19 protein-coding genes are annotated in these 22,267 nt (G+C 62.9%); 5 read left to right on the plus strand and 14 right to left on the minus strand.

What is annotated here, in order from left to right:
• Positions 1-37 precede the first annotated feature (37 nt).
• Together NP945_RS30535 and NP945_RS30540 are read right to left on the minus strand one after the other, a co-directional pair.
• Positions 38-913, minus strand: a complete 876-nt coding sequence (locus NP945_RS30535) for an alpha/beta fold hydrolase (protein ID WP_256748384.1) — start codon at positions 911-913, stop codon at positions 38-40.
• Between the two features lie 85 nt (positions 914-998).
• The gene (locus tag NP945_RS30540) at positions 999-1,892 is read right to left on the minus strand and encodes a DMT family transporter (protein ID WP_256748385.1); all 894 of its coding nucleotides are present in this window, start codon (positions 1,890-1,892) and stop codon (positions 999-1,001) included.
• Positions 1,893-1,983: 91 nt separating this feature from the next.
• On the opposite strand from NP945_RS30540, the gene NP945_RS30545 reads away from it, so the two are divergent.
• A complete protein-coding gene (locus NP945_RS30545) occupies positions 1,984-2,910 on the plus strand; it encodes a LysR family transcriptional regulator (protein WP_127381835.1) in 927 nt (308 codons plus the stop codon).
• 42 nt (positions 2,911-2,952) lie between these two features.
• Here NP945_RS30545 and NP945_RS30550 read toward each other — a convergent pair whose 3' ends face one another.
• Positions 2,953-3,540 (minus strand): hypothetical protein, encoded by a 588-nt coding sequence (locus NP945_RS30550; RefSeq protein ID WP_128308912.1) that lies wholly within the window; start codon positions 3,538-3,540, stop codon positions 2,953-2,955.
• A gap of 125 nt (positions 3,541-3,665) precedes the next feature.
• On the opposite strand from NP945_RS30550, the gene NP945_RS30555 reads away from it, so the two are divergent.
• Complete coding sequence (locus NP945_RS30555) at positions 3,666-3,899, plus strand: DUF2093 domain-containing protein (protein WP_128288671.1); 234 nt, start codon at positions 3,666-3,668, stop codon at positions 3,897-3,899.
• Here NP945_RS30555 and lpxK read toward each other — a convergent pair.
• From lpxK to NP945_RS30585, 6 genes are all read right to left on the minus strand, one after another.
• Positions 3,896-4,921 (minus strand): tetraacyldisaccharide 4'-kinase, encoded by a 1,026-nt coding sequence (gene lpxK / locus NP945_RS30560; RefSeq protein ID WP_256748386.1) that lies wholly within the window; start codon positions 4,919-4,921, stop codon positions 3,896-3,898. The two genes, NP945_RS30555 and lpxK, sit on opposite strands and share 4 nt — an antisense overlap.
• A 1-nt stretch (position 4,922) precedes the next feature.
• On the minus strand, positions 4,923-6,239 hold the full coding sequence (waaA, locus tag NP945_RS30565) for a lipid IV(A) 3-deoxy-D-manno-octulosonic acid transferase (RefSeq protein WP_027038607.1): 1,317 nt from the start codon (positions 6,237-6,239) through the stop codon (positions 4,923-4,925).
• Positions 6,236-7,027, minus strand: a complete 792-nt coding sequence (locus NP945_RS30570; RefSeq protein WP_127266858.1) for a lysophospholipid acyltransferase family protein — start codon at positions 7,025-7,027, stop codon at positions 6,236-6,238. Before NP945_RS30570 ends, waaA begins: the two co-directional genes overlap by 4 nt.
• Positions 7,028-7,032: 5 nt before the next feature.
• Positions 7,033-7,278 (minus strand): DUF4170 domain-containing protein, encoded by a 246-nt coding sequence (locus NP945_RS30575; protein WP_127257990.1) that lies wholly within the window; start codon positions 7,276-7,278, stop codon positions 7,033-7,035.
• A 103-nt stretch (positions 7,279-7,381) separates the two neighbouring features.
• The gene (locus NP945_RS30580; protein WP_256748387.1) at positions 7,382-8,185 is read right to left on the minus strand and encodes a 3'(2'),5'-bisphosphate nucleotidase CysQ; all 804 of its coding nucleotides are present in this window, start codon (positions 8,183-8,185) and stop codon (positions 7,382-7,384) included.
• Positions 8,172-9,515: a TldD/PmbA family protein gene (locus NP945_RS30585; protein ID WP_256748388.1), complete on the minus strand. Its 1,344-nt coding sequence runs from the start codon at positions 9,513-9,515 to the stop codon at positions 8,172-8,174. The genes NP945_RS30580 and NP945_RS30585 overlap by 14 nt, the downstream gene beginning before the upstream one ends.
• Positions 9,516-9,681: 166 nt before the next feature.
• On the opposite strand from NP945_RS30585, the gene NP945_RS30590 reads away from it, so the two are divergent.
• Positions 9,682-10,098 (plus strand): VOC family protein, encoded by a 417-nt coding sequence (locus NP945_RS30590; protein WP_127266861.1) that lies wholly within the window; start codon positions 9,682-9,684, stop codon positions 10,096-10,098.
• A gap of 23 nt (positions 10,099-10,121) precedes the next feature.
• Here NP945_RS30590 and NP945_RS30595 read toward each other — a convergent pair whose 3' ends face one another.
• Entirely contained in the window at positions 10,122-11,372 is a 1,251-nt protein-coding gene (locus NP945_RS30595) for an FAD-dependent oxidoreductase (protein ID WP_256748389.1), read from the minus strand.
• Positions 11,373-11,485: 113 nt separating this feature from the next.
• Entirely contained in the window at positions 11,486-12,526 is a 1,041-nt protein-coding gene (gene epmA, locus NP945_RS30600; protein ID WP_256748390.1) for an EF-P lysine aminoacylase EpmA, read from the minus strand.
• Positions 12,527-12,643: 117 nt separating this feature from the next.
• On the opposite strand from epmA, the gene efp reads away from it, so the two are divergent.
• Together efp and NP945_RS30610 are read left to right on the plus strand one after the other, a co-directional pair.
• Entirely contained in the window at positions 12,644-13,213 is a 570-nt protein-coding gene (gene efp, locus NP945_RS30605; protein ID WP_027038615.1) for an elongation factor P, read from the plus strand.
• A gap of 502 nt (positions 13,214-13,715) precedes the next feature.
• Entirely contained in the window at positions 13,716-17,876 is a 4,161-nt protein-coding gene (locus tag NP945_RS30610) for an NACHT domain-containing NTPase (RefSeq protein ID WP_256748391.1), read from the plus strand.
• A gap of 53 nt (positions 17,877-17,929) precedes the next feature.
• On the opposite strand, the gene NP945_RS30615 is transcribed toward NP945_RS30610, so the two are convergent.
• The 3 genes from NP945_RS30615 to NP945_RS30625 all read right to left on the minus strand — a co-directional run bounded on the left by NP945_RS30615 (position 17,930) and on the right by NP945_RS30625 (position 22,031).
• The gene (locus NP945_RS30615) at positions 17,930-18,799 is read right to left on the minus strand and encodes a patatin-like phospholipase family protein (protein WP_256748392.1); all 870 of its coding nucleotides are present in this window, start codon (positions 18,797-18,799) and stop codon (positions 17,930-17,932) included.
• 273 nt (positions 18,800-19,072) lie between these two features.
• Positions 19,073-20,452, minus strand: coding sequence for a M16 family metallopeptidase (locus tag NP945_RS30620; RefSeq protein WP_372337999.1), 1,380 nt, complete (start codon positions 20,450-20,452; stop codon positions 19,073-19,075).
• A 190-nt stretch (positions 20,453-20,642) separates the two neighbouring features.
• Complete coding sequence (locus NP945_RS30625; protein WP_127810765.1) at positions 20,643-22,031, minus strand: pitrilysin family protein; 1,389 nt, start codon at positions 22,029-22,031, stop codon at positions 20,643-20,645.
• Positions 22,032-22,267 lie beyond the last annotated feature (236 nt).

The following is a 22,267-nucleotide window of genomic DNA, read 5'->3' on the forward strand; positions in this document are numbered from 1 at the left end:
CGGACAGCAAACTGAGCATGGCGGACGCCGGCTGTGATCAGCCGTGAACACGAGCCAGGAAATCGCGGACCAGCGGCAGCGCGTCGTCGAAATGTGTCTCCAGCAGCCAGTGACCCGCCCCCTCGATCAGATGCAGTTCCGCATCGGGCAGATCGCGATGATAGGCCCGTGCCGACGCCGCGGGCATATAGCCGTCCTCTGGCCCCCAAACGATCAGCGTGGGCGGATGGTGTTCACGCAAATAAGCCTGGTAGCGCGGAAACCAGGTGAGATTGGCTTCCAGCTTCTCCATCAGACCGACGGCGATCTGCCGACGAACCGGCGTGTTCATCAGTGGCCAGTGAAGGCTCCAGAGATCGGGCGCCACGCGCGTGGCGATGTCGTCAGCCACTTCTCCGATGAATTCGGCCCGGAACCCGTCCTCACTTACCGCGGCCTCGAGCGGACGGTGCTTGTCGGGCGTCTTGTCGGCCCACCAAGCCTTGATCGTGGCGTATTTCGGACCAAGCACGTCCTCGTAGATGTCGCCGTTCTGGATGATCAGGGCACTGATCCGCTCGGGGTGCGAGATCGAATGCCGGAGTCCTATCTGCGAGCCGTAATCATGCAGCCACAAGGCGTAGCGTTCGAGACCGACTTCATCGGCAAGTTTGGAAAGCACGTCGCAATAGGCGTCGAAATCATAGCCAAAGGCGGCCGGATCTGGTGTGCCACTGTATCCGAAGCCCGGCCAGTCGAATGCAATCGTTCGCCAGCGGTCGGCGAGCGCCGGCATCAGTCGGCGGAATTGGAACGAAGAGCAGGGATAGCCGTGCGGCAACAGCAAGACAGGTGCTTCTGGCGGCCCTGCCTCGCGATAGAAAATGGATAGATCACCCAGTTGCATGCGTCGGTGCGTCGTTGCACCCGGCATTCGGACCTCCGTCGAATAAACACCGGCTAAACGCGTTTGACCGAGGCATCGTTCCCGAATGAGGGAAGCGGACGGCCGGCAATATTCATCTCTTCAAATTCACCACGATGACACCGCCCAGCGCCAGCGCGCCGCCGATTATGCCGAGCAGCGTCGGAACTTCGCCCAGCCAGAAGAAGCCGATCAGCGCGGACATCGGCGAGACCAGATAGAGGAAGTTGGAGGCACGTGCGGCGGGCAGACGCGACAGCGCGGTCGCCCAGGCGGCATAGGCGATCAGGCTGGGCACGATGCCAAGAAAGATGACGGCGCCGAGGCCTGCTGCGTCGGCAATCGCCGCCTGCGAAAAGGCCGACGGCAGGAAGGGCGCCAGGCATAGTGCGCCGAGCACCATGTTCGAAGCGGAGATGGTCAACGGATGATGGCGGGCAAACAGCGGCTTCTGGACGATGGTGTTGACGGCCGAGCACAAGGCCGAACCAAGCACCAGAAGAGCACCGGTGTTAAAAGACAGTCCATTGCCGTCGGCCATGGCGATGACGCCAATGCCGGCGAAGGAAATCACCGTGCCGGCCCAGGCCATACCCGAAAAGCGCTCGCCCAGCAGGACCATCGCCATGATGGCGGTGAAGATCGGGCTGACATTGATGATGAAGCCGGCGGCACCGGCAGAGACGGTCAGTTCGCCGAAATTGAGCATGACGGTGTAGAGCGCGACGAAGATGGCGCCGCCAAAGACCAGGCGCCACACTTCGTCGAGCCTTGGCAGCGCCGGGCGCTTGATGGCCAGGAAGATCGCCGCCGGCACCGCGGCGATGGCAAAGCGCAACGCGCCGAGTTCCAGCGGTCCGAAGGCAGCGAGACCGGCGCGGATCGCCGGAAAGGCGGAGGCCCAGCCAACCACCGTCAGCGCGACAGCAATGGCTGCCGTGGTGTCCATCCGCTGTGTCGAATTCAACGTGCCCGTCATCGCGCTCATCTCACTGCCCTCGCATTCTTCGGTCCTGAAAGGCAGAAAACGCCATTCCAGGCCAGTTGACAAACGACCAAATCGAGGATCAGCTGTGACTATGGATCACAGCTCGGACACAATGGTACCGCTCGAAACACTGCGCGCCTTCGATGCGGCGGCGCGGACAGGCAGCTTTTCGGCGGCCGCCGAAAAGCTCAACATCACCCATGGCGCCGTCAGCCGGCAGATCGCCAAGCTCGAGGACTGGCTGGGATTGAAAGTCTTCGACCGTGGGGCGCGCGGCGTCTCGCTGACGATCGAGGGCAACCGGCTGCATCTGCGCACGGCGGAAGCCTTTGCGCTGATATCGACCCATTCCGACCGCTGGGTCGAGCCGCGTGGCACGGCGGTGGTGCGGCTGACCTCGATCCCCTCGGTCAGCGGGCTGTGGCTGATGCCGCGCATGGCGGCTCTGGAGAACAATCCCTCGAAGCTGCGCATCGTGCTCGATGTCGATATCCGCCAGGCCGACCTTGCCGATGAGGGCATCGATCTCTCCATCCGCTGTGGACGCGGCGGCATTCCGGGCCGCGTCTCGGTGCAGCTTTTCGAGGAACATGTCTTCCCCGTCGCGTCACCCGAGCTTGCCTGCGAGATCGGCCGCGGCGACCCTGCCCGGCTGCTCAAATATCCGCTGATCAACGATTCCGACGCGTCTGCCTGGCGCGCCTGGTTTGCCGCGCAAGGCATGGATTATCGCCCGCGCCCGCAGGACCGTCGCTTCGAGGACTACAATCTGGTGCTCGACGCCGCCGCCTATGGGCTCGGCATCGCGCTGGCACGCCCACCCCTGACCGGGCATCAATTGCAATCGGGCCGCATCACGCCCGTCGATGAGCGCACCGCGCTCAATCCGGTGTCCTACTGGCTCGACCGGCCGATCGGGCGGCCGCGTACCGCAGCCGCCGACCTCGCCCGCCGCATCGCGGCGGAGGCCGGGCTGGCGCCGGAAAAGATCGAGGCGTTCATCGAAGCCGAGCGGTAGGCCTTCCGCCGGGCATATATCGAGAACCAGCCGATTCGAAGCTCAGCGAAGCAACAACAGAACGAACCCAAGGATCACGGTTCCCAGCAAACCGGCCACTATCGAAACAAAGCCGACCTTCACCAGCAAGTGCTCAGGGTTCGGCGCCGCACCATGGGATTGATTGGCCGGCCTGTGCCTGCCCGCCAATGCACCCAAAGCGGCAGCGTTGCGCGGGACTGGAGCCTGCGGCGGGATAAGCGACAGCAATGACAGCCCCGCAACCCTGGCAGGAGCATTATCATTGGCCGTTGTCGAAGGCGGCAAGAAGGCTCGCGGCGTTTCGGCTTCGGGTTTTGCCTTTCTCGCCGCGATCGTTGCCAACGCCGCCTCTTCGCCCGTCTCAAGTTGGGCAAGATAGGCATCGACGATGCCAGCCGATGCGATCTGCTGCGATTTGACGGCCATTGGCGCGGCCGGCAAAGTCAACAGCGCTGGCGCTGTCTGTTGTGCGAGCAGAGACGGCGCCGGCGGTTGGACCAGCGCCTTGACCAGTGCCGTCATGACTGGATCAGCCTGCCCCGAGGGCACGGCCTGCGGCGTCATCACTTCCCTGAGCAAGGCGGGAAGACGAGTGGAGGAAATGTCCATTGCGGCCCACCAACACCATTTTTCCGCCTCACAATAAGCGTTCAGCATTGTCTCAGGCTTGTCGCATGCTTGACCTCGCCGGGAATTTATGGCGATGAAATCCTCATGAACCCTGGCGTCCCCGCATGATGAACCGTTTCGAAGGCCCCGGCGGCAAGGAAGCCCGCATCCGCTATCTGGATGGCGACTTCCAGGTTACCAGTCCCGGCGCGTTCGTGCGTTGCGCGGTGACAGGCGAAACCATTCCGCTCGACGAGTTGAAATACTGGAGCGTCGCCAGGCAGGAGCCCTACATCAGCGCCACCGCCTCGCTGCGCCGCGAAATCGAGATGCATCCGGAGCTGCGCAAGCGCGGTTAACCCTTCAGCTTGCGCTGGCGCCAGGCATCGAGCGTCTCGTCGATGATGCGCTCGGGAACGTGATCGAGTTCGAAGACCGTGTCGATCTCCAGCACCTCGAGCCGGTCGAGAAAGTCCTGTGAGGCGCCGTGGCGCAGCCGGGCGGCGTCCTTGGCGGTGGTGATGAGCACCAGCCCCTCAGTGCGTGCGGTCGCCGCCAACTCGGCAAGTTCGTCCTCGGCATAGAAATGGTGGTCCGGAAACGGCCGCGTCAACACCAGCTCGCCGCCGGCTTGGCGCACCGTGTCGAAGAATTTCTCGGGATGGCCGATACCGGCGAAGGCGAGGAACCGCTTGCCGGCAAGCCCTGCCTTGCCGCTTGGCTCTGTATGGGCCTCGAAGATCGGCCGGCCGGCGCGTGCCGCCTGGCGGACCACGCTGTCGGCGGCAGTGCCCTCGCCCATTTTCAACAGCCCGCTGGTGAAAACCAGCTGGTCGACGATTTTGGCCCTGAGCGGCCCGCCCGGAATGACGCGGCCATTGCCGATCCCATAGCGCGCGTCGACGACGACCAGCGCGTAGTCGATGTGGATGCGGGCGCTCTGGAAGCCATCATCCATGATCAGGAAATCGCAGCCATGCCGTTCCAGCAGCAGCCGGGCGCCGGCGGCGCGGTTCGGCGTCACCGCCACCGGCGCGTGTTCGGCGAGCAGCAGCGGTTCGTCACCGACATGCCTGGCACTGTCATGGTCGATATCGACCACGTGAGGCTCGGCGAACGAGCCGCCATGGCCGCGCGACAGGAAGCCTGGTTTCAGATGCATTCGCTTCGCCTGCTCGGCGAGCGCGATGGCCACCGGTGTCTTGCCGGTGCCGCCAACCGTGAAATTGCCGATGCACAGAACGGGTGCTTCGATCTTCTCGCGCTTGGCCCGCCGCATGCCGCGGCCGGCGGCGGCCGCATAGATGGCCGATAGCGGCGACAGTGCCAGGACCCGCCAGTCCGGCTCTTCCCACCAGAATGGTGGCGCTTCAGAGGCCACGCTAGCGACCGTTCGCGCCCTTCAGGCGCGACTTGACGACCAGCGGCTGGATATAGGGCTCAAGCGATTTCAGCGTGCGCGCCAGCGCGCCACGCATCTCGTCGACGGTCGCCACACCCGCCGCCATCATCTCGTGGCGCGCCACTTCGTTGGTCAGGAGGAAATTGACGGCGCCGGCCAGCATGTCGCGATCGCGCACCAGCTTGGCGCCGCCGCTGTCGAGGAGACGCTGGTAGGCCTCGCGAAAATTCTGAACATTGCGCCCGGCGAGAACCGCGGTGTCGAGCATGGCCGGTTCCAGCGGGTTCTGGCCACCCTCGGAGGTCAGCGAGCGGCCGACGAAGGCGATTTCGGTCAGCCGGAGATAGAGCCCCATCTCGCCGATCGTGTCGCCGAGCAATATATCCGTGTCGGCGGCTATCCTGTCGCCCTTGCTGCGCCGCGCGACCTTCAGGCCCATGCCGGAAATTTGTGCCGCAAGCGCCTCGCCGCGATCGGGATGACGCGGAACGACGATCGTCAGGAGACCATGGTGGCGCTTGTGCAGCGTCGCGTGGACTTCAGCCGCGACCACTTCCTCGCCGTCATGGGTCGAGATCGCCGCCCAGGTCGGGCGCGTGCCGATCTGCCGCCGCAGCGTCGCCAGCGCCCGTTCGTCGACGGGCGGCGGCGAGGTATCGACCTTGAGATTGCCCGACACGGTGACCGGCCGGGCGCCGAGCGCCAGAAACCGCTCGCCATCGACATCCGACTGCGCCACGACGTGAGCCAGGTTCTCGAACAACGCCTCGGCGATGTTGGCCCGTTTCTTCCACGACTTGAATGAGCGGTCGGACAGCCTGCCATTGACCAGCACCTGCGGCACGCGGCGCGCGCCAAGCTCGAGGATGGTCATCGGCCAGATCTCGGATTCGGCGATGATCGCCAGATCCGGCTGCCAGTGATCGAGAAACCGGCTAACCGCCGGCTTGAGATCGAGCGGTACGTATTGGTGGATGATCCGGTCACCGAGACGCTCATCGGCGACCTGCGCCGAGGTGACCGTGCCGGTCGTCAGCACGATGTTGACGCCATAGTCGAGGATGCTTTCGACCAACGGCACGACGGCTATGGTCTCACCGACGCTCGCGGCATGGATCCAGATCACCGGCCCGTCGGGGCGCGCGCGGCCGGCGACGCCATAGCGCTCGCGGCGGCGGTAGCGGTCTTCCTTGCCGCGTGAGGTGCGCCAGGCCACATAGGGCCCGACCAGCGGATAGGCGGCCGCACCCGCGAAACGGTATGCCGACAGCATGGCTCGCGCCCAGCGGCCGCTCATCGCGGGGCATCCACGAGACGGTAGGCCTCGGCGGTCGCGGCATTGAGCGCGGTCGTCACTTCCTGGCGCTTGCGCTCCATTTCGGCCTCATCGGCGCCGGCCGCCACGAAGATCGGCTGGCCGATGACGATCGACGAACGGCCGAACGGCAGGTTGATGGTGGTCTTGTCCCAGCTCTTCTCCAGCACCTTGCGACGGCTGGTGGTGATGGCGACGGGCACTAGCGGCCGACCCGAGAGGCGAGCCAGGAGAACGATACCAAGCCCTGCGTCTCGCGGCGTGCCGTGCGGAATATCTGCGATCATGGCGACGTTCTTGCCGACGGCGAGCGACTTTTTCAGGGCGATAAGCGCTTTTGCCCCGCCCTTGTCGAGATGCCTGGCATTTTCCCGCCCGCCGGAGCCGCGCACTGCCTCGATGCCGAATTTCTCCAGCATCAAAGCGTTGAGCTCGGCATCGGCACTGCGCGAAACCATGGCGACCAGCGGCTTGCGCTTGGGGTAATAGGCCGGCGTCAGCAGATGCTGGCCGTGCCACAAGGCGATGATGCCAGGCTCGAACTCGGTATAGGCACCGCCCGAAAACCGTGCCGATCCTTCGACGACGCGATTGGTGAGGCGCACGAAGCGCACGAACTGGGCGAACAGGCTGGCGATGGCGTTCTTGACGAATCGCGACTGCGCCAGCGGTTGGCGTATCTTGCGCCAGAAGGCCTTGGTCGTGCGGCTGCGTCCCCTGCCCGTGGGCGCGGCATCGCTTGCTGGCCCTTTCGCCAGGTCATGCTCCATCGAAGTCAACCGGCAGCCTTGTTGTCGGGGTCCAGCAGCCGGTGCAGATGAACGACGAAGTAACGCATGTGGGCGTTGTCCACGCTGGCTTGCGCCTTGGCTTTCCACGCCGTGTGCGCGGATTGATAGTCGGGATAGATGCCGACGATATCGAGGCCCTCGAGATCGCGGAATTCGGTGCCGCCAAGCTTCTTGAGTTCGCCACCGAACACCAGATGCAAAAGCTGTTTCTTTCCGTCTTCCGCGGCCATGTCGGTCCTTCACATATCGTGAGTTTGTCACAGGTCTAGACCAAAGCCGCCAACTTTGGAACCTTTAGGGCGAGATGAATTCATCTCGCCGGGGAAAACGCCTTCACGCGTCCAGGCCGGCGATGACGCCGGCGAGCACGGCCAGCAATTCACCGCTGCCGGCAGCAAGGGCGCCGTGACGGGTCACCTCGCCGGCATAGAGCGGAGCGCGGCCGTGCTGGTCGAGCAGCTGGCCGCCGGCCTCGCGCAGGATGAGGTCGGCCGCCGCAATATCCCAGTCATGCGCATTCGGCTTGACGAAAGTGGCATCCAGCGCGCCATTGGCGATCATCGCCAGCCGATAAGCCAGCGAAGGGCTGTAGGGCGCTCGCTTCAGCCGCGCCTGCCATTCGGCCGGCATCAGGTCGGTCAACTGCTTCAGCCCGGAAATCTCGGCTGTTTCCGCCAGCTTGCGAACCGCAATGCGCTTGCCGTTGCGGAAGGCGCCCTGGCCGGGCAGCGCCCAATAGGTCTCCTCCATCGCCGGGCATTCCAGCACGCCGGCCAGCGTGCGGCCATGCTCGACGACGGCAACGCTGACACACCAGGTGCGCTGGCCTTCCAGAAAACCGCGCGTTCCGTCGATCGGGTCGACGACGAAGGTGCGGCGTGCCGAAAGCCGGACCGGATCGTCGACGGTCTCTTCCGACAGCCAGCCATAATCCGGTCGCGCCGCCAGCAGCGTTTCGCGCAGGTAGGCGTCGGCGGCATGGTCGGCCTCGCTGACCGGCGATGTGCCGCCCTTCATCCAGACTTGCGGGCTGTTGCCGAAGTAGCGCATGGCGATGAGCCCCGCCTCGCGGGCGGCATCGCGCAGCAGCGGCAAATCTTCGGTGGCCCCGGCAGTGGTCAGGTCATGCTCCGGCAAGGGTCATGCCTTCGATCAGGAGCGTTGGGGCGGCGGTGCCGAAATTGCGGTCGAGGTCATCGGCCGGCACCATGTTGAGGAACATCGTCTTCAGGTTCGAGGCGATGGTGACCTCGGCGACCGGATAGGCCAGTTCACCGTTCTCGATCCAGAAACCCGAGGCGCCACGGCTGTATTCGCCGGTGACCATGTCGACGCCCTGGCCGAACACTTCGGTGACGTAGAAGCCGGTCCTGAGCGATTTGATCAGCTCTTCCGGCGACCGCTCGCCCGGTTCGATGGCGAGATTGGTGGAGGATGGCGTCACGGAGGAGCCGCCGCGCGCGCCGCGGCCGTTGGTGACGAGGCCCAGTTCCCTTGCAGCCGAGGTCGACAGGAACCAGTGGTTGAGCACGCCCTTCTCGACCATCAACAGCTTTTCGCCTTCGACGCCTTCGCCATCGAACGGACGCGAGGCCTGGCCACGCCGCCTAAGCGGCTCGTCGGTGACGGTGATGGCGGAGGCGGCCACCTGCTTGCCCATCATGTCACGCAGGAACGAGGTCTTGCGCGCGACCGAGGCGCCGTTAATGGCGCCGGCCAGATGGCCGGCAATGCCGCGCGCGACGCGTGGGTCCAACACCACGTCGACCGGCCCGGTCGCTGCCTTGCGCGCGCCGATGCGGCGCACCGCGCGTTCTCCGGCCTTGCGGCCGATGTCCTCGGGCGCATCGAGATCGGCAAAGTGCTGGCGCGATGAGAATTCATAGTCGCGCTCCATGCCGGTGCCCTCGCCGGCGATGACGCTGGCCGAGCGCGAGAACCGCGAGCCGACATAGTGGCCGAGGAAGCCGTGCGAGGTGGCCAGCACCAGGCCGCCGAGGCCGGCACCGGCGCTGGCGCCGGCCGAATTGGTCACGCCCTTGACGCCAAGCGCTGCCGCCTCCGCCGCCAATGCGGCTTCCTTCAACTGGTCGGCGGACACCTCGGTGGCGTCGAACAGATCGAGATCGCGTGTCTGTTTGGCCAGCAATGCCGGGTCGGCCAACCCCTGATAGGGATCCTCAGGCGAGACTCTCGCCATGGAAACAGCGCGTTCGGCCAGCGTTTTCGGGTCGGACGCCGCTGTCGCCGAGACACTCGCCACGCGGCCGCCGACGAAAACACGCAGCGCCACATCCTCGCTCTCGGAGGCTTCCGTAGCCTCGACCTTGCCGAGACGCACCGACACGCCGGTCGAGCGGCCGCGCACGGCCACCGCGTCGGCGGCATCGGCGCCGGCCTTTTTGGCAGCCTCGACCAGAGCCGCGACGCGGTCGGTCAATTTTGCTGCGTCTGATATATCGGTCATGCCTGAAATCCTGCTGGTGCGGCCGGTGTGCGGCCGTTGCCCACCCATCTATTGTTCCGGTCCGGCTTGTGCAATGGCATAGGCTTCAATCAAAATGCAGGGTGGGCGGTTCAAATCGCGAACCCTGTCACGCAAAATCGGTTCGCAGCCTGCACGGAGCATTTCGATGACGCCTTTCCATCTCGCCTTCCCGGTCCGTGATCTCGATGAAACCCGCGTTTTCTATGGCGAGGTGCTGGGCTGTGCGATCGGCCGTTCATCCGCGACCTGGGTCGATTTCGACCTCTACGGCCACCAGATGTCGGCGCATCTGCGTCCGCAGGCCGCACAGGCCCCCAGTGACGGCAGGGTCGACGGCATTGTCGTGCCGATTCCGCATTTCGGCGCGGTGCTGCTGATGGACGACTGGCAGCGCCTGGCGACGCGGCTGGAGGCGCGCGACGACATCGACTGGCTGGAACGGCCGATGGTGCGTTTCAAGGGCGAACCCGGCGAACAGGCAACGCTGTTCATCCGCGACCCCTCGGGCAATGCCCTGGAATTCAAGGGTTTTCGCTCGCTGGAGCAGGTTTTCGCGCACTAACTCAGATCGAGGGCATCGGTCGATCAACGGCCGAAACGGCCCGCCGCGAAAGGTGCGAGCCGAGCCGGATCGCCGCGTCCGCCGATCAAGTCGGCGACCAGCCGCGCGGTGATCGGAGCCAGCGTCAGGCCGAGATGGCCGTGCCCGAAAGCATGAATTACGCGGGAGCTGCCGTGCGAAGCGCCGATGACCGGCCTGGAATCCGGCAGGGACGGCCGGAAGCCGAGCCAATGCGAGGCAGGCGAGCCGAGCCTGGGAAAAATTTGCCTGGCGCCACGGTCAAGCAGCGCCAGCCGGCGCGGATTTGGCGGCGCGACCAGGCCGCCGAGTTCGACGGTGCCGGCGACCCGCAAGCGGCCAGCCATCGGCGTCAGGTAGAAACCAAGATCGACGGGACAGACAGGTCGGTTGAGCAGCGGCGCGTCGGTCTGGAATTCCAGATGGTAGCCGCGCTCGGTCTCGAGCGGAATCCTGTCGCCGGCCTGCGCGGCCAGTGCGCGCGACCGTGCACCGGCGGCGATCACCACCGTGCCAGCCTTGATGCGAACGCCGGGTCCGCTGAGCTGGACACCGTCAGCCTCGACCTGCAGTCCGGTGATCTCAGCCTGCTTCACCGATGCACCACGGGCACTCACCGCGCCCAGCAACCGCCGCATCACCATTGCCGGATCGGTGACATTGATCGAGTCGGGAAAATACACGCCATGCGCTGCTGTCGCCGGCAGGCCCGGCTCAAGCGCCGCCACCTCTTCGGGAGTCAGCACCTCTTGGCGGATGCCAAACCCAGCGCGCATTGCCCGGCCGCTGGCGCCAGCGGCAAAATCGCTCTCGCGGCGATAGAGGTAAAGACAGCCATTGCGGCGCAGCTGGTCCTCCAGGCCGGCCTCCCCGGCCATGTCTTCCCAGGCCGGGAGGGCGTCGGCCAGCAGTCCGGCGAGCGCCAGCGCATTGGCCCGGGTGGCCGCCGGCAGCGATTGCCGCATGAACCGAACGAGCCATGGCGCCAGCTGCAGCAGCGCCGGCCAGCGCAGCGAAAACGGGCTGTCGGGATCAAGCAGCAGCTTTGGCAACGCCCGCAGCACCGCAGGAGTGCCGACCGGCATGCAGGCATATTCGGCGATCGTTCCGGCATTGCCTGATGACGCGCCGGAGCCCGGCTCGTTCGGATCGATGAGCAGGACTTCGCGGCCGTCCGCGACAAGGCGAAGTGCCGTCGCCAGCCCGACAACTCCGGCGCCGACAATGGCGATTTCGACCGTTTCAGAAGCAGCCACTGTAGAACTTCCCGATTGACCTTGAAATCCAGTACCGATCATGTGGTCTCTTGGTTCGGGATCACGGTCCAGTCTTGATCCCTGGAATCGAATAGGCCAGATCTTTCCGCGCCTCAGGCAACAGGCGTCCAGATCACGTCCTCGATTTTTTGCGCGCCTGTCGCCAGCATAACGAGCCGGTCGAAGCCGAGCGCGATGCCGCTGGCCGGCGGCATGATGGCAAGGGCGGCGAGGAAATCCTCGTCCAGCGGATAGCGCTCGCCATAGATGCGCTGCTTCTCGTCCATCTCGATGACGAAGCGCCGGCGCTGCTCGTCGGCGTCGGTCAGTTCGCCAAAGCCGTTGGCGAGTTCGACGCCGCAGCAATAGAGCTCGAAACGCTCCGCCACGCGCGGGTCGCGTGGGCTCGGCCGTGCCAGTGCCGCCTCGGCCACCGGATATTCGCACAGGATGGTCGTTCGTCCCTGCCCGAGGAATGGCTCGATTTTTTCCACCATCACCCGACTGAACAGGTCGGCCCAGCTGTCGTCGGGCGCGGTACGCATGCCGGCCCGGATCAAGGCGGCGTATAGCGCGTCGCGATCGGTGCTTCCGTCGGCGGCGACCGTGGCCAGCAGGTCGATGCCGGAATAGTGGGTGAAGGCGTCCGCCACGCTCAGCCGTTCCGGCTCGGCGAACGGATCGCAGTCGCGGCCACGAAACGAGAAGAGAGTAGCCCCTGCCCTTGTCGCGGAGAGCGCCAGGAACGCGGCGCAATCCAGCATCAGGCTCTCATAGGCTTCGCCGACCCGATACCATTCGAGCATGGTGAATTCGGGATGGTGCAAGGGGCCGCGCTCGCGGTTGCGATAGACCGGACCGAAGCTGAATATCCTGACCTCACCGGCGGCGAGCAGCTTCTTGCAGGCGAATTCCGGCGAGGTGTGGAGATAGAGTGGCGACTGGGCACCATCCGGCCCCACCGCCTCCGTGGCGAAAGCCGCCAGATGCGCCTCATTGCCGGGCGAGACCTGCAGGGCGGCTGTCTCAACCTCGACGAAATCATGGGCGGCGAACCAGTCGCGCAGGCTGGCGGCGATGCCGTTGCGCAGCATCAGCCGCGGGCGGCGGTCGGCATGAACGTCAGGCGTCCACCAGGGCGAAGCTTCGGTCATGCGGCTCGGTTCATGGCGCAAGGGGGCTGGCGGCGGCGGCCAAGATGCGCTAGGCCCCCATCCAGCGCCGCACTAGCCGGCAAATGCCAGTCAACTCTTCTTGCAGGATTTAAAACCGTGGTGAAAGTCATCGCCAGTTCGCTCCGCAAAGGCAATGTCGTCGACAAGGACGGCAAGCTTTATGTGATCCTCTTTGCCGAAAACATCCACCCCGGCAAGGGCACGCCTGTAACGCAGCTCGACATGCGCCGCATCGGCGACGGGGTGAAAGTTTCGGAGCGCTACCGCACCACCGAGCAGGTGGAGCGCGCCTATGTGGAAGAGCGCGAGCACACCTTCCTGTACCGTGATGGCGAAGGCTTTCATTTCATGAACCCGGAAAGCTACGACCAGGTCGCGGTGTCGGAAGCCGTGGTCGGCGACATGGCGCCTTACCTGCTGGAAGGCATGGCCGTGCAGGTGTCGCAGTTCAACGGCATTGCCATTTCCCTGGTGCTGCCGCAGCGCGCCACCTTCGAAGTGGTGGAAACCGAGCCGACGACCAAGGGCCAGACGGCCTCGTCGTCCTACAAGCCAGCCGTGCTGTCCAACGGCGTGCGTACGCTGGTGCCGCCGCACATCGCACCGGGCACCCGCGTGGTGGTGATGACGGCCGATGGGGCTTATGTGGAGCGGGCGAAGGACTGAGTTACCGTGATGTCCGGGTGACGACGGCCTGGGAGAGTGATTGCCTGCTGTTGTGATGGCTGTGCCTCTGGTGCAGCTGACGGTGGCATGAAGATGCGTCACTAGTCGGCACGGCACGAGCAAATAACTCGTCAACTTTTAGTAGTTTTAAAATTGTTCACGCGGTAGCTTCCTTGGCATTGTCGTCGGCTTCGCATGCCCACTTGCGCAATTCAGCTGGGCCGGAGTTCTTGCCCTAACCCGCCTAACAACGACCACTCTCCAGCCAATGACGAGACGGGACGAATTTACCGCACCGACCAAAGCGCTTCTCGCGAAGCGTGTGGGATACCAATGCTCGTTTCGAGGCTGTACGCGCCCAACAATTGGCCCTGCGCGGGGCGAAGAAAAAGCCGTAAGCATTGGTGAAGCAGCACATATAACAGCGGCGGCGCCCGATGGTCCACGATACGATAGATTCCTAACGACGGAGGAGAGGCGTAGTTATGCCAACGGCATTTGGATGTGCGCTATCCATGCCAAGCAGGTGGATTCAGATGAAAAGAACTTCACCATCCCACTTCTGCGACAGTGGAAGGAGAGCGCCGAGAATGAAGCTTACCAAGCCCTAACCTATGGCCGCGTGGCTCCTGCTCCAATCGTGAAGCTGGATGTCGATCCTGAGTTGCTAAGGCAACTTGGATGGTCGCCCGGCGACGATCTGGAGGACTTGATCGCCCGTCTTCACAAAGCAGCAATCTCAGACCTCTCTGGGTTCAAGGCAGGGACGAGTTGGCCGCGACATGCCATATCTCTCAATTTGCAGATAGTCGGCGGAGATGGACCGGGATTCGACGTGGCCGCATGTGCGGCAGGTGTCGATGCGAGCGGCGAGCTCTCCATCGTCGCACCACCGGGAACGGGCAAGTCAACGACCTTGGTGCAATTCGCTAGTGCAGTGCTTTCTTCTGAAAGAAAGGTCGCGGTTTTCGTGCCCCTCAACGAATGGTCGGGGCAAAGTGACGGCATCCTGCAGTCACTTACGCACCGCGCCTCCTTTCGCGCTGTACGCGAGCAAGATTTCATGCTGCTCGCACTGCATGGAAGGCTCGTGCTCGTCTTGGACGGTTGGAACGAGCTAGACCTTGCGTCCAGGAAGCGCGCCATCGCGGATATTGAGCGTCTGCGCCGGGACTTTCCGCTCTTGGATTTGGCAGTAAGCACGCGCCGACAGGCGCTGGACGTGCCTATTGCGGGCCCAAGGATCGAACTTCAATCACTCTCTGATGAGCAGCAGTTAGAGATTGCAAGGGCGGTAGCGGGGACGAAGGGAGAAGCGCTGCTTGATCACGCGTGGCGCATCTCTGGGTTGCGCGATCTTGTTTCGATCCCTCTTTACCTGAACGCGCTGCTCACACAGGTGCCAGGCGGTGCGATGCCGACGACGAAGGAAGAAGTCCTTCGGCTGTTTGTGACAGAATATGAACGAGCGCACACCGAAGTTCTTTACGCGGATCTGCATGACTTCCAAGACCAGTTGCTAGTCGGGCTGGCGGTGGAAGCCACGACGACCTCCAATACCGCAATCTCTGACACGCGAGCGCGTACCGTCGTTAGCATGGTCGGAAATCACTTGAAGAACGAAGGACAGTGGACCACTCCGCCCCAACCTAGCCTGGCACTGGATACCCTCGTGAACCATCACGTACTCACTCGGCCAGGCGGCAAGGGCGGGGTGTCTTTCCAGCATCAGCAGATTCAGGAGTGGTATGCTTCATTTGAAGCGGAAAGGCTCATGCGCTCTGTGGCGGCAAACGACCAGGGCGCCGCAAGAACATTAGCGGAAACGATCATCAACTTACCGTCGTGGGGAGAGGCGATATTGTTCGCTTGCGAACGGGCATCGCGTGCTGACCCCACCGGTGAAACCGCGATTGCCACTGCCGTACTTAGTGCGTTGACGATTGATCCGATGCTTGCGGCAGAAATGATCCATCGGTCATCAGCAGCTACATGGAAGCAGATCAGGGACCACGTCATCGACTTCGCGATGCGGTGGCATAAAGAAGGCACCGTCGATCGCGCAGCGCGCTTCATGATCGTAACCGGAAAGGAAGAGTTCGCACAGCAGATATGGCGGTTGATCGAGAATACCGACGATCAGGTGTATTTGCAGGCTCTCAGCCTCGCCGACCTGTTCATGCCGAGCGCGCTTGGCAGCGACGCTGCGAAACGGCTATCTCGGCTGGCAGATGTGCCTCGTCAGCATGTACTTAGCGAGATAGCGTCAAACAGCGGCATGGAGGGTATGGAACTCGCCGCGACAGTAGCAAGCTCCGATCCCAACCCCCAAGTCCAAGTCGGTGTCATCCAGGCTTTGCAATTCAGGCGTGGCGACCGGCTGGTTAGCAAGATGCTAGATACTGCGCCGCCGGAAGTATGGTCGGAACTTGCTGCGAAGGGTTACGCTGACGAGGTTTCGAACCCTGAAGCAGTGGCACGACTGCGACGTGAAGAGCACGCAATCGCAGAGCGCGATCTTAATCCCCGTCGTCGCCTTGAGTATCTATCACGCACGGGAAACGGCAAGACGGACAAGGCGATTTCTGCGCTCATCGCATCGGATGCATTTTCCACGAACATACCAGAGATTGGTTGGGCTCTTGCCGAAGCCAGTAAACACCATCCAAATGCTGTGGTGCTGGGACTGTTAGCGCGCCTGGAGAAGGGACTCACCATTCCAGACGGCAGCGATGAACTGCTAACAGAGGTCGCTCTTGTCGATGCGGGTCCGATCGCCGCCTATGTAACCAATCTGGGCAATCCTGAAAGCGTGTCCCGCGATTCAGCAGGGATCGTCGGTCCAAGGTCGCTAGCTATTCTTATTGAACAGTTGCTGGAGTTACGCCGCGATGTGCATGGATCTCGTGGCAGGTGGTTGGAAAGCCAGGTGGATAAGGATCGCCGGATACGCGACTTGCTTCAGCGTTCGCGTCAGGATGCATTCGTTGAAGCATGGCTTGCACAATCTGACACTGACGACCCGACTGCAATAGCGGCTCTTAGCGATTTGATCGCCCGTCACGGGCGTGGCACAGATATGGAAGGTCCGCCTTTCAAAAAATCATCACAACGAAATGTGGCTGTCGCTTTGAGGCGGCACGCAGATATCTTATTGGCAGAGTCGGAGATCAACCGCAGCAATCTTGCAGAGCTCGCGCGGGCTATAGGACGCATAAGAAGCGCCGAATTGATTGACGTTCTCAAGAAATTGGTGGCGAAAGATTTGACGCAGTGGCGCGCGGCGCAGGACGAATTTGCGCGCAGCCACGGAGACCGCAGCGATGCAGCGATGGACTACTCGCGACAGTATTGTAGTGCCTTCGCTGCAATCGGAGACGACCATGCTGTCAATTCGCTAATAGAGTTCCTTCGTGATCCACTCTTTGGGCATCAAGCGGCAGTTGCTCTTCTGCAGATCTGGCTTGATCGAGAGGGTGTGATTCCCCTTGCACGATCTATGGGCGGGCGGACTTTCTCTGAGGTAAAGACCAGACGCAATGAGAAGTCGAACGCTTCGGAATCGACTTCGCCGTTTGGTGAGGCCATTTTCGCGGTCATTCAGGAGCTCGTTCAACCGGGATGTTCAGAAAGAGAGCAAAGGCAAGCCTTGAAACTCGCCCTAGTAGCGACAGCGATGCCGTATGCGGACAAATCAGACCTCATAGCGTCACTAGTTGATCTAACACTTCCCGTTCTCTCGAAACGAGAGCTTCTCAAGAGCCTGATACTTGCTGGAGAGATGGTCAGTGCCGACCTTGTATTGAGAGGTATTCGAGCCTACTTTGACGAGGCAAAAGAAAAACGGTGGATGCTCAATGAGAACAACCAATGGGAACTGAACCATTGGCTCGAGCTGTTGCCTTTTACCAACAAGCCTGCAACCGTGATTGAGGCATTAGAGGTCTTTCCCTCGGAATTTCGCCAACCCTGGCAACTCCGCAGTCTAATATCGGCGCTAGCAGAGGCTCCGGATACCGAAGCCGAACGAGTCTTGGGCGATTTGGCGCGACGTGACCCCAGGTTTCTATCTAAGCACGAATGGGTGAGCGCGTTGCTTGGCAAAGAGACGGAAACCGCCCACCTACTTCTTCTGGATTTATTGTGTGATCCGCAGGTGGGTGGAAAGGAGAACAAAGTCGACAGCTGGACGGTGTCCAACAAGGTGGCGGGATACCTTAGCTCTCATCCATCCTTTCGAGTGGAACTTATCCGTCGCTATCAAGATCCGATATTCGCACCCTGCCATAACCTGATTGAGGATATTCTATCGAAGAGCCCGAATGAGAACGCGTTGTTGGCAATGATCCACAACTACGCTCAAACAGGAAAACCTCTTGATCGGCGCTTGCGTGAAGCAGTTGAAGAAATAGCGCTCGAACGACGTCCTGTCTCGAACTGGTCTGGGGCTTATGAACTGCACGGAGTCGCAGTGCCGGGACTGCGCAAGCGGCTCTTTGACATGACCAGTGCGAATGACCATGAAGGGCATCTGGCAGCCGCCTGTCTTGTAGTAATCGACGAGCTGCGCGATGAGCGCGGGAAAATCGACTCCGAACCTCGGCACCCCGATATCCAATCTGGCCGGCCTTGGCCTCCGATCCCACTTATATTCTCAGCTTAGGCTATTCCCCTGGGATTGCCTTGCTAGCGACCCGCAGCAACCCCAAACCGCCCTCACCTAGCCACTCTCTTCCCACGTTTGCTCTTCCCCGCGCCACCCCTCGCCTCCACCACCCTCTCCACCTGCCGCTTCAGCTCGTCCTTGATATCCACCGTCTCGTTCATCAAGGCGTCGATCTTCAGGAAATCGAGCACGCGGTATCTCGAGACTGCCGGGCGGACCAGGATGTCGGGGCGGCATTGCTTCAGCTTGTTGGCGGTGATCGACTGCATCATCAGTTGCGTGGCGCCGAACATCAGGTCGACGGAGGTCGGCTGTTTGCGGTCGGCCTCTTCCGGCGCGCCGACGACATCGACGCCGATGATGATGTCGGCGTCGTTTTCGATCAGGTCGAACGGCACGGGGTTGTAGATGCCGCCGTCGATCAGCAGCCTGCCGTCGCGCGTCACCGGGCGGAACACGGCGGGGATGGCCGCCGAGGCCGCCAGCGCCGAGTGCAGGTCGCCGTCTTCGAAGACAGCCAGCTTGTGGCCGAAATAGTCGGTCGCCGTCACCTTGAGCGGGATTTTCAGCTCGCCGAAGGTTTCGGGAATGGCCTCGGGCAGAAAGGCTTTCAGGATGCGCTCGACGTTGAACTGGCTGACGCGGATGCCGCCCTGCATGGCTTCGGCGATGGTGCCCGGCCGCGCCCGCCACATGCGGCTCGCCACTTGGGCGCGGCGGCCGAGGATCGAGCGGGCATAGTCGTGGATGTCCTTGCCGGTCATGCCCGATGCCATGCCGGCGCCCATGATGGCGCCGATCGACGAGCCGGCAATCGCCACCGGCTTGATGCCCAGTTCGTCCAGCGCCTCGATGACATGAATATGCGCCAACCCGCGCGCGCCGCCGCCGCCGAAGGCGATGCCGAAGCTAGGCGCCATTTTGCGTGACTCCAGCCTCGTTTCTGGCCGGCGACGGAGACCGCCAATTGTTGAAATTGGCGCCGCCCCTCACCTGCCTGCCGGCATCCTCTCCCCGTATAGTGACGGGGAGAAGGGTGCTGCCATCGCCGATTTCGCCAATCACCAAGGTTGCCAGGTGGGGGCCGAGGTTGCGGCCAACCCCCTTCTCTCCGTTACTATACGGGGAGAAGTGCCCGGCAGGGCGATGAGGGGCGGCGCCGGCGTCCGGAAAAGAGAAATGCGTGCCCGCTCTCATCCCTTGCCGGCTCCTGCCAGTTTCGGGCCGATGACCATGATGGTCGGCTCGGCAGTCAGCAGCTTCTTCGCCGCCGCCTTGACCTGATCTAGCGTCACCGCGTTGATGTAGCCGGCGCGGCGCTGCATGTAGTCGATGCCGAGATCGTCGAGCTGCAACTCGACCAGCGTCGAGGCGATGGCGCTGGACGAGTCCAGATTGTTGATGGCGTAGGCGCCGATCATGTATTTCTTGGTGGCCGCCAGTTCCGATTCGGTCGGGCCTTCTTCGGCCAGTCGCTTGACCACGTCGCGGATGATGCCCAGCGTTTCGGAAGCACGGTCGGAGCGGGTGCCGGTGCTGACGATCAGCGCGCTGGCGTGGTCCTGGTTGATGAGCGAGGAGTTGACGCTGTAGACCAGCCCGCGCTTCTCGCGCACCTCCTGGAACAGGCGCGAGGTGAAGGTGCCGCCGCCAAGAATCTCGTTCATCAGCACGGCGGGGAAGAAATCCGCCGCCTTGCGTTTCACGCCGGGAAAGGCGAGCTGCAGGGAGGTCTGCGGCAGGTCGTAGTCGACCTCGATATGCTGCGCCAGCTTCGGGTCGATATCGGCCACCGGCCTCAGCGCCTGGTTTTGCGGCAGGTCGCCGAACACCATGTCGAGCTTCTTCTTCAGCGTCTCCGCGTCGATGGCGCCGACAACGGCGACACGCAGCCCGCCGCGCGCGAACACCGCTTTGTGCAAGGCATTGAGATCATCGCGCGTGATGGTGGCGATGCTTTCCTTGGTGCCCTGGTCGGAGCGGGAATAGGGATGATCGCCATAAAGCGCTCGCGCCCATTTGTTCTGCGCCACCGTGTCGGGATCGTTTTCGCCGGCGACGATGCTGGACAGGATTTGGGCGCGGATGCGGTCGATCGGCAGCTGGTCGAAGCGCGGCTCGTTGACCGCCAGCCGCAACAGGTCGAAGGCCTGGTCGCGCTGCTCGGCCAGCATGCGCATCGAGCCGTAGATGCCGTCGCGGCTCTCGTCGAAGCTCATCTCGGCGCCGGCATCGTCGAGCTTGATCTGGAAGTCTTCGCTGTCGAGCGGGCCGGCGCCTTCGTCGAACAGGCCGGTCATCAGATTGGCCAGCCCTTCCTTGCCGACAGGATCCTGCGTCGAGCCGCCGCCGAAGACGAAGCGGATGGCGACAACCGGCACGGAATAGTCCTCGACCAGCCAGGCGGTGATGCCCTTTGGCGAGGTGACGGACTGGATGTCCATGGCCCGCGCGGTGAGTGCCGGCAGGATGAGGAAGAGGATGGAGAGAAGTAAAGTGATCAGCGGGGCGATGGCGCGGCTCGGGGTGGTCGTTCCAAACGAACAATTGTCGAAGTCGGCGCCGCCCCTCATCGCCCTGCCGGGCACTTCTCCCCGTATAGTGACGGGGAGAAGGAGGCTGGCCGCAACCTCGGCTTCCGTCTTGCAACCATGGTGACTGGCGAAACCGGCGATGACGGCGCCCCTCTCCCCGTCACTGTACGGGGAGAGGATGCCGGCAGGCAGGTGAGGGGCAGCGCCAACGCTCGATCTCTTCATCAAATCAATTCCCCGCCTGTTGCTGCGGCAGCAAATAACCGGTGGTCGACCGGGCGAGCACGAGATAGCGCGCGGCGACGGCCTTGACCTCGTCTGCCGTGACCTTGCGGATGCGGTCCGTCCACTGCTGGACGTCCTGAACATTGCCGCCGGTGGCAAGCGTCGAGCCATAGATGTTGGCCATGGAATCCTGCTTGTCGCGGGCAAAGGTCATCGACCTGACATAGCGGTCCTTGGCCTTCTCCAGCTCCGATGGCGTGACGCCATCCTTGACGATGCGCACCACTTCGGCATCGACCGCCGCTTCGACGTCGGAGATTTTGGCATCCCCGCGCGGCGCGCCATAGACGGTGAAGTTGGTGTCGTCGAGCATGGTGCCCTGGAAAAAGGCGCCGGCGCTGGATGCGATACCTTGCTGGACGACGAGCGCCTGGTAGAGCCGGCTGCGATTGCCGCCGCCGAGGATCTCCGCCAAGAGGTCGAGCGCTTCCGCCTCGCCCGGCTTGCCTGTGTGATAGGACGGCACCACCCATTGGGTGGAAAAGCTCGGCACGCTGACGCGGGCATCGGCGAGCGTCACCGTGCGCTTGGTGTTCTGCTCCGGCTCGACCGGGCGTATGCGCGGCGGCAGATCGGGGCCGCGCGCCACCTTGCCATAGGTCTTTTCGGCCAGCGCCCGCACCGTGTCCGGTTCGACATCGCCGGCAACGATCAGCACCGCGTTGTTGGGCCGGTAATATTTGTCATAGAAGGCGACAGCGTCGGCGCGGTTCAGCTGCTGCATCTCCTGCATCCAGCCGATGACCGGGATGCGGTAGGGCTGGTTCTGCCACAGCGTCGCATCGACCTCCTCGTCCAGCACGGCCTCGGGGCTGTTGTCGATGCGCGAGCGGCGCTCCTCGAGGATGACATCGCGCTCGGTCTTGATGACATCGTCGGTGAGTATGAGATTGCGCATGCGATCGGCCTCGAAGCTCATCATCAGCTCGAGCGCCGACGGCGCCACCGTCTCGTGGAAGGCGGTGTAGTCGTAGGAGGTGAAGGCGTTGTTGGAGCCGCCGATATCGGAGATGGCGCGGTCGAACTCGCCCGCCGCATGGTTGGTCGTCGCCTTGAACATCAGATGTTCGAAGAAATGGGCAATGCCGGATTTGCCGGGCGGCTCGTCGGCGCTGCCGATCTTGTACCAGACCATGTGGGTGACGATCGGCGCACGGTGGTCGGGAATGACGACCACCTCCATGCCGTTGTCGAGCAGGAAATCCGTGACCTTGAACTCGGCCGGAACCGTGTTGGGCAAGACGGGGCTCTCGGCCGCCACCGGGCTGGTCATGACAAAAGCCAAAGAGGACGCCAACAGCGTTCCGCGCAGCCATTCAATCCTGGATGTCATCAACGGCTCCGGTTCTGTCTGCAGACGATAGGCAAGGTACTGGCGACAAGCAAAGTTAATTGTTGGTCATTTTAGAGGCGGAGCTCGGTTCCTCGCCCCCGTGAAGCGGGGGAGAGGAACCGCCAATTGTCCGAACCGGATAGATAGGTAACAGAATGGACCGATAGCATGGGTGACAGTTTTCTTGTCCGCCGGGAGGACCGGCGATGGTTTGGCGAGAGACTGGCATCATGGAT

The organism is Mesorhizobium sp. LMG17149, assembly GCF_024518695.1.
In the GTDB taxonomy this organism is placed as follows: Bacteria; Pseudomonadota; Alphaproteobacteria; order Rhizobiales; family Rhizobiaceae; genus Mesorhizobium.

Coding starts and splice junctions, on each gene's coding strand:
- NP945_RS30535 (WP_256748384.1), bottom strand. CDS start 913: ATGCCGGGTGCAACGACGCACCGACGCATGCAACTGGGTGATCTATCC.
- NP945_RS30540 (WP_256748385.1), bottom strand. CDS start 1,892: ATGAGCGCGATGACGGGCACGTTGAATTCGACACAGCGGATGGACACC.
- NP945_RS30545 (WP_127381835.1), top strand. CDS start 1,984: ATGGATCACAGCTCGGACACAATGGTACCGCTCGAAACACTGCGCGCC.
- NP945_RS30550 (WP_128308912.1), bottom strand. CDS start 3,540: ATGGACATTTCCTCCACTCGTCTTCCCGCCTTGCTCAGGGAAGTGATG.
- NP945_RS30555 (WP_128288671.1), top strand. CDS start 3,666: ATGATGAACCGTTTCGAAGGCCCCGGCGGCAAGGAAGCCCGCATCCGC.
- waaA (WP_027038607.1), bottom strand. CDS start 6,239: ATGAGCGGCCGCTGGGCGCGAGCCATGCTGTCGGCATACCGTTTCGCG.
- NP945_RS30570 (WP_127266858.1), bottom strand. CDS start 7,027: ATGGAGCATGACCTGGCGAAAGGGCCAGCAAGCGATGCCGCGCCCACG.
- NP945_RS30575 (WP_127257990.1), bottom strand. CDS start 7,278: ATGGCCGCGGAAGACGGAAAGAAACAGCTTTTGCATCTGGTGTTCGGT.
- NP945_RS30585 (WP_256748388.1), bottom strand. CDS start 9,515: ATGACCGATATATCAGACGCAGCAAAATTGACCGACCGCGTCGCGGCT.
- NP945_RS30590 (WP_127266861.1), top strand. CDS start 9,682: ATGACGCCTTTCCATCTCGCCTTCCCGGTCCGTGATCTCGATGAAACC.
- epmA (WP_256748390.1), bottom strand. CDS start 12,526: ATGACCGAAGCTTCGCCCTGGTGGACGCCTGACGTTCATGCCGACCGC.
- NP945_RS30610 (WP_256748391.1), top strand. CDS start 13,716: ATGTGCGCTATCCATGCCAAGCAGGTGGATTCAGATGAAAAGAACTTC.
- NP945_RS30615 (WP_256748392.1), bottom strand. CDS start 18,799: ATGGCGCCTAGCTTCGGCATCGCCTTCGGCGGCGGCGGCGCGCGCGGG.
- NP945_RS30620 (WP_372337999.1), bottom strand. CDS start 20,452: ATGAGGGGCGGCGCCGACTTCGACAATTGTTCGTTTGGAACGACCACC.
- NP945_RS30625 (WP_127810765.1), bottom strand. CDS start 22,031: ATGACATCCAGGATTGAATGGCTGCGCGGAACGCTGTTGGCGTCCTCT.